General features: G+C 60.7%; 15 protein-coding genes and 1 pseudogene. 4 read left to right on the top strand and 12 right to left on the bottom strand.

Annotated elements, in window-relative coordinates; all coding sequences use genetic code 11:
- The 5 genes and pseudogenes from HLUSI_RS0115790 to HLUSI_RS0115770 all read right to left on the bottom strand — a co-directional run.
- Nucleotides 1-163 (bottom strand): annotated as a pseudogene (locus tag HLUSI_RS0115790) (NAD(P)/FAD-dependent oxidoreductase); the annotation flags it as partial.
- A 52-nt stretch (nucleotides 164-215) separates the two neighbouring features.
- Complete coding sequence (locus HLUSI_RS0115785; RefSeq protein WP_029363591.1) at nucleotides 216-959, bottom strand: amino acid ABC transporter permease; 744 nt, start codon at nucleotides 957-959, stop codon at nucleotides 216-218.
- Between the two features lie 125 nt (nucleotides 960-1,084).
- Complete coding sequence (locus tag HLUSI_RS0115780; protein ID WP_016834895.1) at nucleotides 1,085-1,885, bottom strand: basic amino acid ABC transporter substrate-binding protein; 801 nt, start codon at nucleotides 1,883-1,885, stop codon at nucleotides 1,085-1,087.
- Between the two features lie 247 nt (nucleotides 1,886-2,132).
- Nucleotides 2,133-3,032: an alpha/beta hydrolase gene (locus HLUSI_RS0115775; protein WP_238534012.1), complete on the bottom strand. Its 900-nt coding sequence runs from the start codon at nucleotides 3,030-3,032 to the stop codon at nucleotides 2,133-2,135.
- A 99-nt stretch (nucleotides 3,033-3,131) separates the two neighbouring features.
- A complete protein-coding gene (locus tag HLUSI_RS0115770) occupies nucleotides 3,132-5,213 on the bottom strand; it encodes a UvrD-helicase domain-containing protein (protein ID WP_029363589.1) in 2,082 nt (693 codons plus the stop codon).
- A 111-nt stretch (nucleotides 5,214-5,324) separates the two neighbouring features.
- Between HLUSI_RS0115770 and HLUSI_RS0115765 the strand changes: the two genes are divergently transcribed.
- Nucleotides 5,325-5,798 (top strand): SRPBCC family protein, encoded by a 474-nt coding sequence (locus tag HLUSI_RS0115765; RefSeq protein ID WP_016834892.1) that lies wholly within the window; start codon nucleotides 5,325-5,327, stop codon nucleotides 5,796-5,798.
- Here HLUSI_RS0115765 and HLUSI_RS0115760 read toward each other — a convergent pair.
- Nucleotides 5,787-6,866 (bottom strand): YeiH family protein, encoded by a 1,080-nt coding sequence (locus HLUSI_RS0115760; protein ID WP_029363588.1) that lies wholly within the window; start codon nucleotides 6,864-6,866, stop codon nucleotides 5,787-5,789. The two genes, HLUSI_RS0115765 and HLUSI_RS0115760, sit on opposite strands and share 12 nt — an antisense overlap.
- 129 nt (nucleotides 6,867-6,995) lie before the next feature.
- On the opposite strand from HLUSI_RS0115760, the gene HLUSI_RS0115755 reads away from it, so the two are divergent.
- Nucleotides 6,996-7,907 (top strand): LysR family transcriptional regulator, encoded by a 912-nt coding sequence (locus HLUSI_RS0115755; RefSeq protein ID WP_016834890.1) that lies wholly within the window; start codon nucleotides 6,996-6,998, stop codon nucleotides 7,905-7,907.
- A gap of 4 nt (nucleotides 7,908-7,911) precedes the next feature.
- Here the strand turns inward: HLUSI_RS0115755 and HLUSI_RS0115750 are convergent, their stop codons facing one another.
- Genes HLUSI_RS0115750 through HLUSI_RS28970 form a run of 3 tightly spaced genes read right to left on the bottom strand, consistent with a single transcriptional unit; the run spans nucleotide 7,912 to nucleotide 9,857 of the window.
- A complete protein-coding gene (locus HLUSI_RS0115750) occupies nucleotides 7,912-8,181 on the bottom strand; it encodes a hypothetical protein (protein WP_016834889.1) in 270 nt (89 codons plus the stop codon).
- Nucleotides 8,182-8,910 carry a DsbA family oxidoreductase gene (locus HLUSI_RS0115745; protein ID WP_016834888.1) on the bottom strand — a complete coding sequence of 243 codons (729 nt, stop codon included), beginning with the start codon at nucleotides 8,908-8,910 and terminating at the stop codon, nucleotides 8,182-8,184.
- Nucleotides 8,907-9,857 (bottom strand): SDR family oxidoreductase, encoded by a 951-nt coding sequence (locus tag HLUSI_RS28970; protein ID WP_016834887.1) that lies wholly within the window; start codon nucleotides 9,855-9,857, stop codon nucleotides 8,907-8,909. The genes HLUSI_RS0115745 and HLUSI_RS28970 overlap by 4 nt, the downstream gene beginning before the upstream one ends.
- A gap of 110 nt (nucleotides 9,858-9,967) precedes the next feature.
- On the opposite strand from HLUSI_RS28970, the gene HLUSI_RS0115735 reads away from it, so the two are divergent.
- Nucleotides 9,968-10,330 (top strand): winged helix-turn-helix transcriptional regulator, encoded by a 363-nt coding sequence (locus HLUSI_RS0115735; protein WP_029363587.1) that lies wholly within the window; start codon nucleotides 9,968-9,970, stop codon nucleotides 10,328-10,330.
- A gap of 26 nt (nucleotides 10,331-10,356) precedes the next feature.
- Here HLUSI_RS0115735 and HLUSI_RS0115730 read toward each other — a convergent pair whose 3' ends face one another.
- Both HLUSI_RS0115730 and HLUSI_RS28965 read right to left on the bottom strand, forming a co-directional pair.
- Nucleotides 10,357-10,854, bottom strand: a complete 498-nt coding sequence (locus tag HLUSI_RS0115730) for an asparaginase domain-containing protein (RefSeq protein WP_029363586.1) — start codon at nucleotides 10,852-10,854, stop codon at nucleotides 10,357-10,359.
- 80 nt (nucleotides 10,855-10,934) lie between these two features.
- On the bottom strand, nucleotides 10,935-13,589 hold the full coding sequence (locus tag HLUSI_RS28965; RefSeq protein ID WP_016834884.1) for a chemotaxis protein CheW: 2,655 nt from the start codon (nucleotides 13,587-13,589) through the stop codon (nucleotides 10,935-10,937).
- A gap of 345 nt (nucleotides 13,590-13,934) precedes the next feature.
- On the opposite strand from HLUSI_RS28965, the gene HLUSI_RS0115720 reads away from it, so the two are divergent.
- Nucleotides 13,935-14,690: a hypothetical protein gene (locus HLUSI_RS0115720; protein WP_016834883.1), complete on the top strand. Its 756-nt coding sequence runs from the start codon at nucleotides 13,935-13,937 to the stop codon at nucleotides 14,688-14,690.
- Here the strand turns inward: HLUSI_RS0115720 and HLUSI_RS0115715 are convergent.
- Complete coding sequence (locus HLUSI_RS0115715; RefSeq protein WP_016834882.1) at nucleotides 14,668-15,654, bottom strand: D-2-hydroxyacid dehydrogenase family protein; 987 nt, start codon at nucleotides 15,652-15,654, stop codon at nucleotides 14,668-14,670. The genes HLUSI_RS0115720 and HLUSI_RS0115715 overlap by 23 nt on opposite strands.
- Nucleotides 15,655-16,083: the final 429 nt, after the last annotated feature.

Below are 16,083 nucleotides of genomic sequence, written 5' to 3'. Positions count from 1 at the left end.
AATTCCGCCGCGCGCCGTAGCGAGAGAGGAAGCCGTCGAGGTCTTCCGAATGGGTGATGTTCATGCCGCCCTTGCCGGCCAGCAGGAACTTGCGTCCGACCGATGGCATGGCGTCGTAGAGGTCGACCTGCACGCCGGCTAGCGCCAGCACTTCGGCGGCCATCAGGCCGGCCGGACCGCCGCCGATGATGGCGACCGCAGGCGAACGTCCGGGATCAGTGGCGGGATGGAGCACTGTATTTCTTTTCCAGTCGGGCCACCAGCATGGCCAGGCAAATCGTCATGCTGAAATACACCACCGAAATCGTGATGTACGGTTCCCAATAGCGCGAATAGCTGCCGGCCACGGTGCGCGCAGCATAGGCCAGTTCGGCCAGGCCGATGGTCGACACCAGCGAGGAATCCTTGAGCAGGGTGATGGCTTCGTTGCCCAGCGGCGGCAGCATGCGGCGAAACGCCTGCGGCAAAATGATGTAGCGCATGCGCAGGCGATAGCCCATGCCGAGACTCGATGCGGCGTAGCTCTGGCCGCGGTCGATCGACTGGATGCCGGCGCGGAAGATTTCGGAGATGTATGCCGCTGCATTGAGCGACAAGGCCACGATGCCGGACACGAACGCGCCGTAATCCTGCTTGATGGTGCGCGCCAGTTCACCCGAAATCAGCAGGCCGTTGTCCTGATGGATCAGCACCGGCATTACGGCGAAATGGATCAGCAGGATCTGCACGAACAGCGGCGTGCCGCGGAAGAAGGCGACGTAAAAACTCGCGATCCACTTGGTCACGCGCAGGAGGTATTTCCACACGCCGTGCTGCACGTCGGCCAGCCGCAGCATGCCCAGCAAGAGGCCCATCACGGTGCCCGCGACGATGCTGATCACGGCCACCTCGAGCGTCATGAAGAAGCCCTTGATGAACAGCGGCGCGTAGCCCTCGATGATGCTCCAGCGGAAATCCATGGCGGAAAATTGAATGGTGGACATGAAAAATGCGCAATCCGGCGGACTGCGCATTTGTCGGGATTATACCGTAGCGCCGCAGCTGCACTGTGGTTGCGGCAGTAGCACTACGGCAGGCGGCGAGCTTATTTCCTGGCGCCGAAGTACTGCGTGCTGATCTTGTCGAAAGTGCCGTCGGCCTTCAGGTCGGCCATGCCCTTGTTGACCTTGTTGAGCAGCTCGGTGTTGCCCTTGCGCACGGCGATGCCGTAATACTCTTTCGGGAAGTTGGCGTCCGACACGGTACGCAGTTTGCTCGACGGATTGTTGGTGATGTAGTTCTTGACCACGGCGTCATCGGCGACCACGGCATCAACGCCGCCGGTTTCCAGTTCCTTCAATGCCAGCGGAGTGGAGTCGAGGCGCTTGATGTTGGGATTGTTCTTGCCCAGCAACTGCTGCACGATTTCGTCGCCGGAGGTGGCGCTTTGCACGCCGACCTTGAGGTTCTTGAGGTCGTCGAATTTCTGCACCTTGGCATCGGCTGCCGGCACCGCGATCAGCTGGCTCGCTTCAAAGTACGGCTCGGAGAAATCGACGGTCTGCTTGCGCTCGTCGGTGATGGTGATGGCCGAGATCAGCAGATCGCGATCGCCCTGCGCCAGGAAATTGAAGAAGCCTTCAAATGGCGTCGGCACGAACTTCACTTCGATGCCGATCTTTTGCGCCAGCGCCTTCATCACGTCGATGTCGAAGCCGACCACTTCCTTCTTTTCGTTTTCCGCCGAGAACGGCGCATAGGCCGATTCCACGCCGACCAGGTAGACCTTGGCGGCAGCAGCGGCGGGCGCTTGCGCTGCTTCTTCTTTCTTGCCGCAGGCGGACAATGCGGCGATGGCGGCGACCAGCGCCAGTGCAGGAGCGAATTGCTTGAAGAACTTGTTCATGACCAACCTTGTAAAAATAGGAGCAGCAGATGAAAACCGGGACCGGATAAGCCGCCGCCGCGCAAGCGCATCGGGGGGCGGGGCGGCCGGAAAGGGGAGGATTGTAAACGTTTCCAGTCCGGTTCAACGCCATTTGTGGCGCAAAATCAGGTGCAATCGCATTTTCGGTGCGCAGGCATTGAAAAATGTGCAACAAATGCGAGAGGGCGAGAGCCTGTCCGCCGCATCAGGGCGGACAGGTGGCAGCTTATTGCTCAGGACGGCGGACGGTCTGGAAAATGTATTTGAGGGCATCGCCGATAGTCGATTCCCACACCGGCCAGGCATGGGCGCCGTTGACGATGCGTAGTTCGGCCGGTTGCTTGTTCTTGCGCAGCAGTGCATAGAACTGGGTGGCTTCGCTCTCGATCATGAAGTCGTCATCGTCGCCGGAGTTGATGTACATCGGCACTTTGATGTTCTTCTTCAGGAATCCGTCCCATAGCGCCGGGTAGTTGTGCGCCTTCCAGATGGCCGGATCGAAGTCGGGCGAGCCGAACACCTTGACGAAGCGCGCCGATGAGGTGGCTGGAGGCTCCGGATTGTAGATGGCCGGACTCAGCAGCGCGGCGGCCTGGAATTTTTCCGGATACTTGAGCGCAAAACGCATGGCGCCATAGCCGCCCATCGACAGCCCGCCGACCAGGCGACCGTCGCGTCCGGTCAGGGTGCGAAAGCGTTTCTGCACTTGTGGAATCAGATCGGCAAAAAAGGCGGTCTCGACTTTTTCCTTGAGGTCAACGAACCAGGTGGTGCCGGCGTCCGGCATGATGATGATGGCCGGGGGAATATCTCCGGAGGCGATCAGCGCGTCGGCGGTGGCCTGAATGCGTCCCTTGACAGGCCAGTCGTTGCGGTGGCCGTCATTGCCGTGCAGCAGATACAGCACCGGGTAACGCAGGTTGGATGTTTCATAGCCGGTCGGCAGGTAGACGTTGTAGTTCCATGCGCGCCCCAATGCGGGCGACTGGAATTCGACGTTGGTGATGCTGCTCGCCTGCGCGCCGGCGGATGCCAGCAACAGCATTGTCAGTAGCGAAAGCAGTGAACGCAATGACAGCAGTGAACGATATGGCCGGGTAAACCGTTTCCTGAAAATGGACTGCATGTCTTCTCCTTCTTATTGTTGTCGGAGACTGCGGATGCTCGGATGTCATCTTGCAGCCGGGGCATTGCCCCGCAGAAAATTATACGCGGTACAGGCGCATCAGTCGTTGGACGGCGTCGGCGTGCTGCGCGGCTGTTGCAGCAAGGCCTTCAGATTGGCCAGCCGGTTCTGCGGCGTGATTTTTTCTTCTTCCTTGGGCACGGCGTCGCCGACGTCGAGGTTCATTTCCTTGATGAAGCGCGACGGGTCGCAGGCGGTGAATTCGCGCGCGCGCTTGCGCCGTTTGCACCAGGTGATCTGCAGGCTGCGCTGGGCGCGCGTGATGCCGACGTACATCAGGCGGCGTTCTTCTTCGATGCGCGCGGCGATGGTCTCGGCCGGGGCATCGGGATCGCCCTTGTGCGGCAAAATGCCTTCCTCCACGCCGATCAGGAACACGTGCGGATATTCCAGTCCCTTGGAGGCGTGCAGCGTTGACATGCGCACCGCGTCCTGCTCTTCGTCCTTGCCTTCGAGCATGGTCATGAGCGCGACCATCTGGGTCAACTCCAGCAAGTTCTTTTCTTCGCCTTCGCCATCCTTGCCGCCGCAGCCGCGCTCCTTGAGCCAGCTGGTGAAGTCGACCACGTTCTGCCACTTGCTTTGCGCCTGGCGTTCGTCGAAGGCGTCATAGCAGTAACCTTCGTAGTTGATCGCTTCCATCATGTCGTCGAGCACCTGCGCGGCATTCTCGCCGCTGCCGGAAGGGCCCGGGCGGCTGGCGCGCGATTCGAGGTTGTTGATGAAGTCGCAGAACTGGCGCAGCGGCAGCAATTGCTTGTCGGGCAGCTTGTCTTCCAGCGCGCCTTTGTAGACCGCTTCAAACAGCGAGCACTGCCATTGGCCGGCAACCGTACCGAGCACTTCCAGCGTGGCCTGGCCGATGCCGCGACGCGGCGTGGTGACGGCGCGGATGAAAGCCGGGTCGTCGTCCTGGTTGGCGATCAGGCGCAGGTAGCTGATGATGTCCTTGATTTCGGCGCGGTCGAAGTAACTCTGGCCGCCCGACATCACATAAGGAATGCGTTCGCGCCGCAGGGCCTTTTCGAAGATGCGCGCCTGGTGATTGCCGCGGTACAGGATCGCGTAGTCGGAGAACTTTGCGCGCCGCTCGAAGCGATGCGCCGACAGCATGATGGCGACCTGATCGGCTTCGGCCTCGTCGTCGTCCATCGCCATGACCTTGACCGGATCGCCCAGTCCGTGTTCCGACCAGAGGGCTTTCTCAAACAGCTTGGGATTGTTGGAAATCACCGAATTGGCCGCTTGCAGAATGCGCGTGCTGGAGCGGTAATTCTGCTCCAGCTTGATCAGATGCAAATTGGGGAAATCGATCTGCAAGGTTTTCAGATTTTCGATGGTGGCGCCGCGCCAGGCGTAGATCGCCTGGTCGTCGTCGCCCACGGCGGTGAACATCGGCTTCTTGCCGATGCCGCTGACCATCAGCTTGACCAGCTCGTACTGGCAGGTGTTGGTGTCCTGGTATTCATCCACCAACAGATAACGCAGACGGCGCTGCCAGCGATCGCGCACTTCTTCGTTGCCGCGAAACAGTTCCACCGGCAAGCGGATCAGATCGTCGAAGTCGACCGCCTGATAGGCCGAGAGCGTGGCGACATAGCTGCGATAGATGCGCGCGGCCACCGCTTCTTCTTCGTCGACCGCGTTCCTGAGCGCAAGATCGGGATCGATCAGGCCGTTCTTCCACAGCGACATGGCATTCTGGATGCGACGGATCAATTGCTTGTCGGTCGTCACCGCCAGATCTTGCACCAGCGAAAAACAATCGTCGCTGTCCATGATCGAAAAGCGATCTTTCAGGCCGAGGTGCTTGGCTTCCTGGCGCAGAATTTTTACTCCCAGCGAGTGGAAGGTCGACACCGTCAGATGCTTGGCCTGTTTCGGTTCCTTGAGCAGCTTGGCGATGCGCTCCTGCATTTCCAGCGCGGCCTTGTTGGTGAAGGTCAGCGCGGCGATGTGGCGTGATTCGTAGCCGCAGTTTTCGATCAGGTGGGCGATTTTCTGCGTGATGACGCGGGTCTTGCCCGAGCCGGCGCCTGCCAGTACCAGGCAAGGGCCGTTCATGTACAAAACGGCTTCGCTTTGCGGGGCGTTGAGACCAAATGCGGGGGCGGAAGACATGCAGGGATCGATTGGGAGGGGACGAGGGATAACACGCCATTGTAGCAGGGCGACCCTGTCCGGCCGGGCCTTCTGTGGGACAATAACGGCATCCGGAAACAGGTCTAAAGCATGAAATTCAATCACTTGATTCAAATCAACGATCCGCTCAACCCGCTGATCGACAACCTGACCCGCGAACAACTGTGGCGCGGCCTCGTCATGCGCGCCGAAGCGCCGCAATTGTTCATGGAGCATCTCGACGAATGCGTGCTGTCCGACAAGACGGATGCCGCGGTCAAGCGCATGTTGCGCTATGGCGAATTGCGCATCCATGACGTCGTGACTTATGAAGCGCTGCAGCGCGTGCACTACCACGTGCCGGTGCAGGGCGAAATCCCCACGTCCAGCCTGAGCATGACAATCGAGGAACCCGAGGAAGAGGCTCTGTTCGTGCGTTTCGAATACGACGACGGCACGCCGGAAGAAGAAGCCGGAACTGAAAAAGCCTTCTACGACCAGTTCCGCCGTTCGGCGTATGAGGAGGCGGATATTGACACCATCCGCATCATTCGCGAATTGATCGTCAAGGGATCAGTGCATTAGGAAGGTGATGGCGGCGTTCACGGCTCCGCCGCCCGCGATCAGCCACACAAACAGCAATCCCCCCAGCAGCAGCGAGCGCATGCCAGCACGGCGCACGGATGAAAGATGCGTGGTCAGGCCCAGCGCAGCCATTGCCATGGCCAGCAAGAAGGTATCGGCGTCGAGCAGGGCGCCGGTTACGGCGGTCGGGATCGGCAGCAGCGAGTTCAGCGCCACCATACCGATGAAGGCGAAGGCGAACCACGGGATGCCAGCCAGGCGCGAGGTATTGGAGCCTTTCGCAGCAGTGGTTGCAGAACGGCTGCGCTGCACGCAAGCCGACAGGATCAGTAAAAACGGCGCCAGCATCATCACGCGCACCATCTTCGCGATCACTGCAGTATTGGCGGTGTGATCGTCGATTGAGCGTGCTGCCGCTACCACCTGCGCCACTTCGTGCACGGTCGAGCCGATATAGACGCCGAAGTCGGCATGGCCCCGCAGAAAGTCCAGGCTGTGCAGCAGCGGGTACAAGAAGATTGCTGCCGAGCCGAACACCACCACCGTCGACACCGCCACCGTTACCTGTTCACTGCGCGCACGCAGCACCGGCTCGGTCGCCATCACGGCCGCCGCGCCGCAGATCGAACTGCCGGCGCCGATCAGCATCACCGCGTTGCGATCCAGCTTGAACACCTTCACGCCAAGAAAATAAGCGATCGCGAATGTCGACATCAGCATGCTGGCATCGATCAGTACACCGCTCACGCCGACTTGTGCAATGTCCTGGAAAGTGAGGCGCAGGCCGTACAGCACGATGCCCAGGCGCAGCAGATTCTGTTTGGAAAAGGCCACGCCGCCGCTACAGTCGGCGGCCACGCGCGGATAGACGGTATTTCCGACCAGCATGCCGAGCACGATCGCAATCGTCAGCGCGCTGAAACCATGCGCCTGCAACCAAGCGAGGCGGCCGGCTTCAATCGAGGCCAGCGCCAGCGCGGCGCTCAGGGCCAGGCCGGGGAGGATGCGGTTCAACTGCGCCGGCGGGGCTGACGGGGTGGAGACGACGGTAAGCGGCGGGGTGTTCATGATGTGCCTGACAGGGATGACTGAGCAATGAAGGCACTTTAGCGCTCTGCTATATAAAAGAAAAACGCGTTATTTTGTTAATATCTACCTGAATAATAAGTAGATCAATGAATCATCAAGCGACTCGATATGAAAATTACCCTTCGGCAATTACAAATCTTCCTGGCGGTGGCGCAATCCGGCAGTACGACCGCCGCCGCCGATCTGGTCGCGTTGTCGCAGTCGGCCGCCAGCGCTGCACTCAATGAACTCGAGAACACGCTCGCCGTGCAACTGTTCGATCGCGTCGGCAAGCGCCTCATGCTCAACGACAACGGCCGCCTGCTGCTGCCGCAGGCGCAGCACCTGCTCGACGCCGCCAATACCATCGAACAGCAATTCCTGACGCCCGACCAGGTGGGCGCCGAATTGCACATCGGCGCCAGCACCACCATCGGCAGCTACATGCTGCCGCAAATGGTGGCGGCTTATCGGCGTGACCATCCGCAGTTGCGCGTGCGCGCGCTGGTGGCCAACACCGCCGATATCGTCAATGCCGTCAGCAATTTTGAAGTCGACGCCGCGCTGATCGAAGGACCGTGCCATGCCAGCGACGTTGACGTCGAGCCGTGGATGACGGATGAACTGATCGTGGTCGCTTCGCCGCAGCACGCGCTGGCGGCGCAGGGCAAGAAGCTGACGCTGAAGACCTTGAGTGAAGCCGACTGGCTGCTGCGGGAGGCGGGTTCCGGCACGCGCGAGGCGGTCGAGCACGCCTTGCTGCCTTACCTGCATCACCTGCCGTCGGCCTGCGAGTTCGGCAATTCGGAGGCGATCAAGCGCGCCACCGCCGAAGGCATGGGCATCAGTTGCCTGTCGCGCGCGGTGGTGGTGGACCTGCTGGAGTCGGGGCGGTTGATCGAACTGGCGACGCCGCTGCCGCCTCTGCGCCGGCATTTCTACCTGGTGCGCAACAAGCATCGGGTGCTGTCGGTCAGGCTGGCGTCATTGCTGGATTTTTGCCGCGATTGGGCAGCGCGGCACGAGCAGCGGCAGGACTGAGGATTCAGCCGCGCTTCGATGCCGGGATATCGCCGGCAGCATCGAAGGAAGATCGATTCGTTTGGCGACCGCATTCTGCGCGAGTTCGAGCGCCACCTTGTGCGCGGCATCGGTGAGCGACACCGGGGCCGACGCCGCCTTCGACCAATTCGCGCAAAACTCGTGGATCGTTAGGCGTGGGATCGAAATCGGACAGATCGGTCGGCGTACGCGATTCGACTTCGCCGCGCAACTGCATCAGTGGCGTGATGCATGCGCCGGCGATTGCAACCACTCAGCACTGACCGTCGGGGGTGCAGCTTTCTCCCGGCATCGTTTTCTTCGCGGGCGATGGAATGTTCTGATTCCATCCATCAAACGCGGCTTGCAACAGTGCGGTAAATCCTGCGATCGACTGCGCTCCGGATAGCGCCTGTTGCCGGTCCAGCACAAAGAACGGAATCCCGTTAACGCCGATCTGTCTCGCCTGCGCCACGTCGTTCTCCACCTCGTCGGCGTAGGCTATGGACGTCAGCATTGTTTTTGCTGCCTGTGCATCGAGTCCGACTTCTTTTCCCAGTTGCGCCAGGATCTGGTGATCCTCCAGATTCTGGCCTTCTTCAAAGAACGCCTGGAACAGACGTTCCTTCATTTCGCTGGCCAGATCGCGGGTCGCAGCCAAGTGCACCAGTCTCAATGAATCAAGGGTGTCGACCATCTTCAGACGATCGAAGTCGAACCGGATGCCGACGTCGCGACCCAGCGCCGTGACGTGCGCCATCGCTTGTCGCATGGAGGATGTCGCCAGGCCCTTGACCTTGGCAAGGACCGCGCAGGCATCGCTGCCTTCACGGTAGCGGACCTCGGGAAAAAGACGATAGCTTCTCCAGACGACCTGGATCTTGTCTTTGTGGCCGAAGGCGGCGAGAGCCTCATCAAACTTGCGTTTGCCGATGAAACAGAAGGGGCACATGATGTCGCTCCAGATTTCAACAGGCATCTTTTCGGATGTATTTGCGTTCATGCAGATTTCTCGGAGGGCGCCGTGGCGCTTTCGGCCAGGTTCTTCCACGGAACCTGCGCGGCCCAGCTGTCAATCGACGTTTGTGGCACAGCAAATTCAGCCCTTGCCGCGCGCAGGTCGACGTTGAGGATGTCGCCATGCGCGGGATTGGTCATGTAGCGATACAGATTGGCGAGGGCGCCGCCGGTTTCTGCGCCGAAGGCGGCGGAGAGTCCGGCTTCGAATTGCCCGATCGGCAGCGGGAAATAAGAAACGCTGCGACCCACGGCTTTGCCGATGGCTGTGGCCAGTTCATTGCCCGTGATCGCTTGCGCGCCGCCAATGTCGAATGAGGGACGTGTTGCTGCCAGGTCCGGGCGTTGCAAGGCGGCGACGACATAGGCGGCGGTTTCTTCCCAACTGATCCAGGATACTTTCTGGCCGGCGGGAACAGGGTAGGCCAACACGCCGTCATTGACGATCGACGGCGTCGCGAAAGGCGCGGTCAGGTTGCCCAGGTACAGCGTTGGCCGCAATACGATGCTGGGGATCGGCGCCTGCTTCAGATAACGTTCCAGCGCGGACTTGATGTCGATTGCAACGCTTCCGGTTGCCTGGCCCGCCTCGGCTGCGCCGACGATGCTGGTATTGAAGACCATCAGCGGCGCCTTGGCTGCGACGGCGGCATCGATCGCATTCCTGCCCCAGAGAATCGCCCTGTCGGCGTTGAACTGCAGCGGCAGGGCAAAGTAGACGCCGGCGACATCGCGGCTCGCTTCCAGCAGTTGCGCCGGCGAATCCAGGTCGCCGATGGCGACTTCCACGCCAGGAGCCTCAAACGAGGATTTGCCGTCGGTATTGCGCAGCAGCACGCGCACTTTCTTGCCGCTTGCCCTTAGCGCGCTCATCACTGCGCCGCCTTGCGCGCCCGTGGCTCCATACACCAGATAGATTTTTTCTTGCATCATCGACTCCAAAAACGTGGTTAAGAAGTCAACAGTGTAGGAGCCTGGTCTGAGATTGAATAGAATGTACATTCCTGTGCGCTACCCACAAAAATGTACCTATTGGAACCGTCATGAAAGCTGCATCACCCGATCGTTGTCCCGTGGACATGGCGCTGGATCTGGTCGGCGGCAAGTGGAAATCGCTGGTGTTGTACCGCCTCAGCGCCGGGACGTTGCGCTTCGGCCAATTGCAAAGAAGCATTCCGGAAGTAACGCAGCGCATGCTGACGCTGCAGCTGCGCGAGCTGGAGCGCGACGGCCTGGTGCGCCGGGTGGTGTATGCGGAGGTCCCGCCCAGGGTGGAGTACAGCCTGACGCCGCCGGGCCGGTCATTGACGCCCGTGCTTGAGCAACTGGGTGGGTGGTTCCATCAGAATGTGTCGGCGTTGCAGGACTATGCGCATGCCGGAACGGCGGAAAGCGGAGAAGACTGAACATCGTCTCCTCCGGTGAGATGCCCTCAGTCTTCCGTTTCGATTTCTTCAAACACGCCCGCGCCGCGGTTCTTGGCGACTTTGTCCCAGGCGAACACACGGCCATTCATCGCGACATACACGCCATGCGGCATCAGTTGCGCCACGCCGCAGGCGAAGCCGAAATTGAATTGCGCATCCGAGCCGCGGATGGCGTAAGGAATCATGGCGCCGGTCAGCACGATGGTCTTGGTCAGTTGCGCCGCGCCGAGCACGCGCGCGGTGTCCTGCATGGTGTCGGTGCCATGGATGACGACGATGGCGTTTTCTTCCGAACGGTCGCAGGAGGCGAGCACGCGGCGCCGATCAATGTCCTGCATGTCGAGCGAGTCGAGCAGCGGCAGTTCTTCCAGCGTGGCGGAAACGGTCAGGCGTGCGCGTGCGATGACCTCGGGCAAGTGGCTGTTGGCGAAGACGAGCTGGCCGGCAATCTCGTCGTAATGTTTGTCGAAGGTGCCGCCGGTGGCGATGATGCGTAAAGTCATGATCACGAAAAATCAAGAAAAATCCCAGCCATCATACCCCACATCTCGTCACCAGCGGCTCGCCCAAATCCAACTCCGGATTACGCCGCCATGAGCTCGACCGGACGCTCGCCATCGGCCGGCGCCACCGTATCCGTCTGCTGTGCAACGGCTTCCGCCGATTCAGGCGGCAGTGCAATCTGGCCGTCGATCAGCAGCGCGAACAAACGCTCGACGTCGATCGCCTGGATCAGCAACTGGCCGTTGTTGGCTTTGATGACCTGAGTCACCAGCATCGAGGCGCCTTGCATGGCGAACGGCGTGTGCATGATCTGCGCAGGATTGAATTGCGGCACGGCGTGCAACTCGTCGACCAGCAGGCCGATGGTGTGTTCGCCTTCGCGCACGATCATCACCTGGCTGCTGCCGCTGACCGCGGAACGGGTGCCGCGCATCATCTGGCCGAGGTCGAACACCCAGACGAATTCCTTGCGCTTGCCGTCGCCGTCGTCGCGTCGCAGGTTGAGCACGCCGATTTGTTCCGGACGCGTTCCCATCGAGGTCGGCAGTACTTCGCTGAACGGCACCGCCTCCACCACGTGGGCGGCGGAGATGGCGAACAGGTTGTGGTCGCTGAAGAAGGTGGCGTATTCGTTGCCGTCGGTGATGGTCGGATCGGTTTCGAGCAGGTATTGGCGGCCGTCGGTTTGCGAGCCCGCGCCTTGCACTGCGCCGAAGGATTCGAACACCACCGCGATGACGTCTTCCTGATAACCGTCGCTGACCTTGAATTCGCGATAGCCGTTCGAGACCGAGCAGGCGACGATGGCGTATTCGCCATCGTGCACCGCGACCTGCGACGCACGGCCGCCGTTGGCGATCGTCAGCAGCGCCGGATCGATGGCCAGCGTCTCGCCGACGCTGCGTGCGCTGTCGGTGGTCGAGATGATGCGCGCATTACGGTCGATGTAATAGGCCTTCATGTTCTTCTTGGCGGTGATGCCGCTGGCGAGCATGTTGGAAAACTCCGGCGTCGAGTCGAACACGATGCCGATGCCGCCGACCACCACGGCTTCGTTCTCGAGGTCGCGCACCGCTGCGTGATAAACGTACGTGTCCTTGCCGTCGTACAACGCGCTCGGCGTGAAGGCGCTGACGTGGTATTGCTGTTGCGTGCGCAGCGACAGCACCTGGTGCAGGCTGTCTTCGTCGATGTTGCGGCCGACGATTTCATCGGTGTTGCCGCCGGTGCTGGCGATGATGCGGCCGTGGCGGTCATAGACGAAGATGCGCGTGTACACGGTGTACAGGCCGTTGATGTAGGTCAGGATGTTGGTCATCTTGTCGACCGCGGCCTGGTCCTGCACCGGTTGCGCCAGCGCGCTGCGCAGTTCGGGCGTGAGCGCCCACCAGCGGCAGTCGTCGGAGCGTTCGTACAGATTGCGGTCGAGCAGGTCGACCAGCAGGCTGGTGGTGAATTCGGCGTCGCGCATGCCCGACACCAGCACCGTCTGGTAGAGATCGTGGATCGATTGTGCGAACAGTTCGTTGCTGCGGTTGCCGGTCTCGCTGATCTGGTCGAGGATGGTCTTGAGCTTGAGCATTTCGCCGCGTTGGCCGGCGGTCATGACCTGGCCGTTCCAGACGATGCGCTGGATGGTCTTGGCGGCGGTCATGATGTCGTACAGCGGCGGGCAGAATGAATGCGCATGCGACAGCAGGCCTTCGGCGATTTCCGGCGACAGCTTGGTGAGCACGTCGCTGATCACGCCGCTGAAAGCGACTTCGACAGGAATCATCACCTGGCCTTGCCAGCCGCCCGGGCCTGGATAGCCTTGATAGCCGTCGGAGGACACCGTTCGCACCAGGTATTCGCGGCCGCAGAACAGCATCAGCGCGGCGTTGCCGTCGCGATTGACCGGCACTTCGGTGCCGACCGGGATCCACAACTTGTCGGCGCTGGCGATGACGCGGTTGTCGGCGTCCAGCAGCAGCATGTTGGAACGCGCTTCGGCGTCGCGATGCGAAGAGAAGATGCCGGCCATTTCTTCTTCGAAGTGGAAGCACAGACACAGGATGCCGACTACCGCACCAGTTTGGGGATGCTGCATGCGGCGCGAATAAATCAGTGCACGTTCCTTGCCGGGACGCAGGTCGCTGAAACGGAAAGTCTCGACATACGTATCGGAGTTGAGCGTCTCGGCGATCAACGCATCCGCGCTATGTTCCAGCGGCGTGGCGGGATCGATCTGCACCAGCACGTTGCCCTCGGTGTCGAGCAGCATGATCTCGTCGTAGACGGTGTATTTGTTGCGGTACTCACGCAGGCGATAGCGGATCGCCTCGACGCTGTCGGTGACGCCGGCGACGAAATTGCACAGTTCTCGATCAGTGGCGAGGAAGCCGACATCGGCGGTGCGCTCGAACAGGTTGCGCACCACGATGTCGATCACGTACTGCGCCTTGGTGCCAATTTCGGTGAGCACGTTGCGGACTTTTTCCTGGACCAGGCTGACCACCAGCTCGCGTTCGAGCCGGCTGAAGCCGGTACGCGTCGCCGCCATGGTCGGCAGGATGGTCTTGGCTTCGCTGGGGCAATTCATTTTTGCCGAGGCTTCAATCACACGCCACATCAGATTCAGTTCCTGCAACGACTGTTCGCATTTTGTGACGTCGCGCATATAGGGCAGGAAGGTTTCGGTATGGGTTTCGGGGGGGAGGATTCTGTCTTTGTCTGTGGCGTTGTGCGTGGTCATGGTTGGCATCCCTCTGATTTGTCGCAGGTTCAACGCAGCTCGATGTTGGAATTTCCGCCATCGGTTGCTTGTTATGGTTTGTTATATTTTTTTGTTGCGATTTTTGATCAGCAAGTTGCATGCCAGTGTGCGCAAGCCTTTGCGGCGAATGATTCTCTGTCGGGTGGTCGGCAGACTAAATTTTTATACTATTTCGGTGCCGGGAGCTTGGCGGAGGGGCAGGGGGGCTGACCAGTCAGGGAACAATTCGGTGCGTATCGATTGCAGTGGGGTAACTGGTCATACCACGAGCTGTTCCCGGGGCGGGAAATGCAATTTCATCGGGCCGCTTATAATGGTGCGCATATGAAACCACTGGCACCCGGCACCGTCATCTTCCATCGCCATCGCGGCTATGGCGTCATCGTCTCCGTCAACTTGCTGACGGGATGGATTTCTGCGCGCTTCGGCAGCGAGGTGCGTACGCTTGATCTCAATCTGTCGTCCGATGAAGTGCAGCACGCCGACGGCACGCCTATCCTGTTCCGCCGCCAGCCGCCCGATCGCATGCCGCATGCGCGGCTGATGGCGATGGTGCGCGAGTTGCACGCGGCCGGTTATCAGCGCTTGTATCTATATAGCTGGCCCAAGCCATCGGGTCTGCACTGGCGCTGGCATTTGTTCGCCGGACCGCGCCACTGGAACGAACGTCCGTGGCGCGAAGGCTGGTACGGCTCGGGCGCGGACTACAACTTCAATCCGATTTTCGGTTGGGGCGACACGCCCGGCGCGAGCGCGCAGGATCTCGCCGGCGCATTGGCGCAATTCGATCCGCAGGGGCTTGCGCAAGCGCTCGGCCGCGATGAAGATCACACGGCGTGGTTTGCGTCGGTGTGCGATGCGCTGTTACCGCATCATGCGTACAGCATGGGATGGGATCACGCCGGATCGATGCCGGAACATTTGCCGGTCATCGCCGTGCGCAAGGGAGTGGAGCCGTATGCCGGACTGCCGCTGTCATGGCCGCCCGGCTGGATGCATCTATGGAAGGTGTCGCACGCCCAGCATCTGCAGTATGCACCGCCGACGCTAGTGCGCGTCAGGCCAACGCCTCAGGATTGAGGACATTCTTCGGCGCGCCGTTGGCGAAGTCGACGATGTTCTGGAAGGCCGCACGGAAGTACAACTCATAGCCGTCTTTTTCCACGTAGCCGAGATGCGGCGTGGCCACCACGTTGTCCATGCGCAGCAGCGGCGAGTCGTGCGGCAGCGGTTCGGTCTCGAACACGTCGATACCGGCGAATCCCGGTCGGCCTTGTTGCAGCGCTGTTTCCAGCGCACCGCTCGCCACCAGTTCGGCACGGCTGGTGTTGATGAAGGTGGCGGTCGGTTTCATCAGCGCCAGGTCTTGCGCGGTGACGATGCCGCGCGTGGCGTCGTTGAGGCGCAGATGCACCGAGATGAAGTCGGTCGTCGAGAAGAATTCTTCCTTGCTGGCGGCTGCGGTGTAACCGTCTTTCTGCGCTTGCTCCAGGCTGGCGTCGCGTCCCCACACCACGATCTTCATGCCGAAGGCCTTGCCGTAACCGGCCACCATGCGACCGATTTTTCCGTAGCCCCAGATGCCGAGCGTGCGGCCCTTGAGGGCGACGCCGATGGCATTGCGCTCCGGCGCGGCCGACACTTGCTGCCAGATGCCGGCCTTGAGGTTGGCGGTGTATTGCGGGATGCGGCGTGCTGCCGCCATGATCAGCGCCCAGGTCAGTTCAGCCGGCGCGGTCGGATCGCCGACGCCTTCGACGATGCCGATGCGCTGCGCGGTGGCGGCGGCGACGTCGACGTGGCCGCTGATCTTGCCGGTTTGCGAAATCAGTTTCAGCGCCGGCAGTTTCTCCAGGATCGCCTTGGTGAAGACCGTGCGTTCGCGGATCAGCACCAGCGCCTCGAACGGCGCCAGGCGCGCAACCAGCTGGCCGGCGCCGCGCACGGTGTTGTTGAATACCTTGACGTCATGGCCGTCCAGCAGCTTGAAGCAGTCGAGTTGGCGGACGCTGTCCTGGTAGTCGTCGAGGATGGCGATCTTCATGTGGTCTCCGGAAGGCAGTCGATATCGTTAATGCGACATCATAAAGCGCCTGCCGGATTTTTGCCGCGTTGGCTCAGTCCATGAAGTTACCTGGTCGAAGCCGAAGCGGAGAACCATCGCGCGGCCAAGATCAAGGCCTTCGTCGATTCGTCGCCTGCTGCGCAGCAATGTCGGTGAATCGCTGACGCCATGTCGGCGGCTTGTCCTGTGGCACTTTACTGCGCGCGGGATGTCTCATTCAAGGCCCGGGCAGGCAAAAGTCCTTTTGCTGCGCTGCTTCGTAATGAAAAAACGCAATCGCGTCAAAAGCGTATTTCCTACTACATTAGTCGGTTACTTTTCACTACAAACAAGCAGGGTACGGGTGTACAATCGCCGCCTGATTTTCATAAAGTCGGCCGCTGCGGAACAATCTTTCGCGCCTGATTT

The organism is Herbaspirillum lusitanum P6-12, assembly GCF_000256565.1.
Classification (GTDB): Bacteria; Pseudomonadota; Gammaproteobacteria; order Burkholderiales; family Burkholderiaceae_D; genus Herbaspirillum; species Herbaspirillum lusitanum.
Note: the sequence above shows the minus strand (reverse complement) of the source record. Positions and strands in the feature narration are given on the sequence as shown.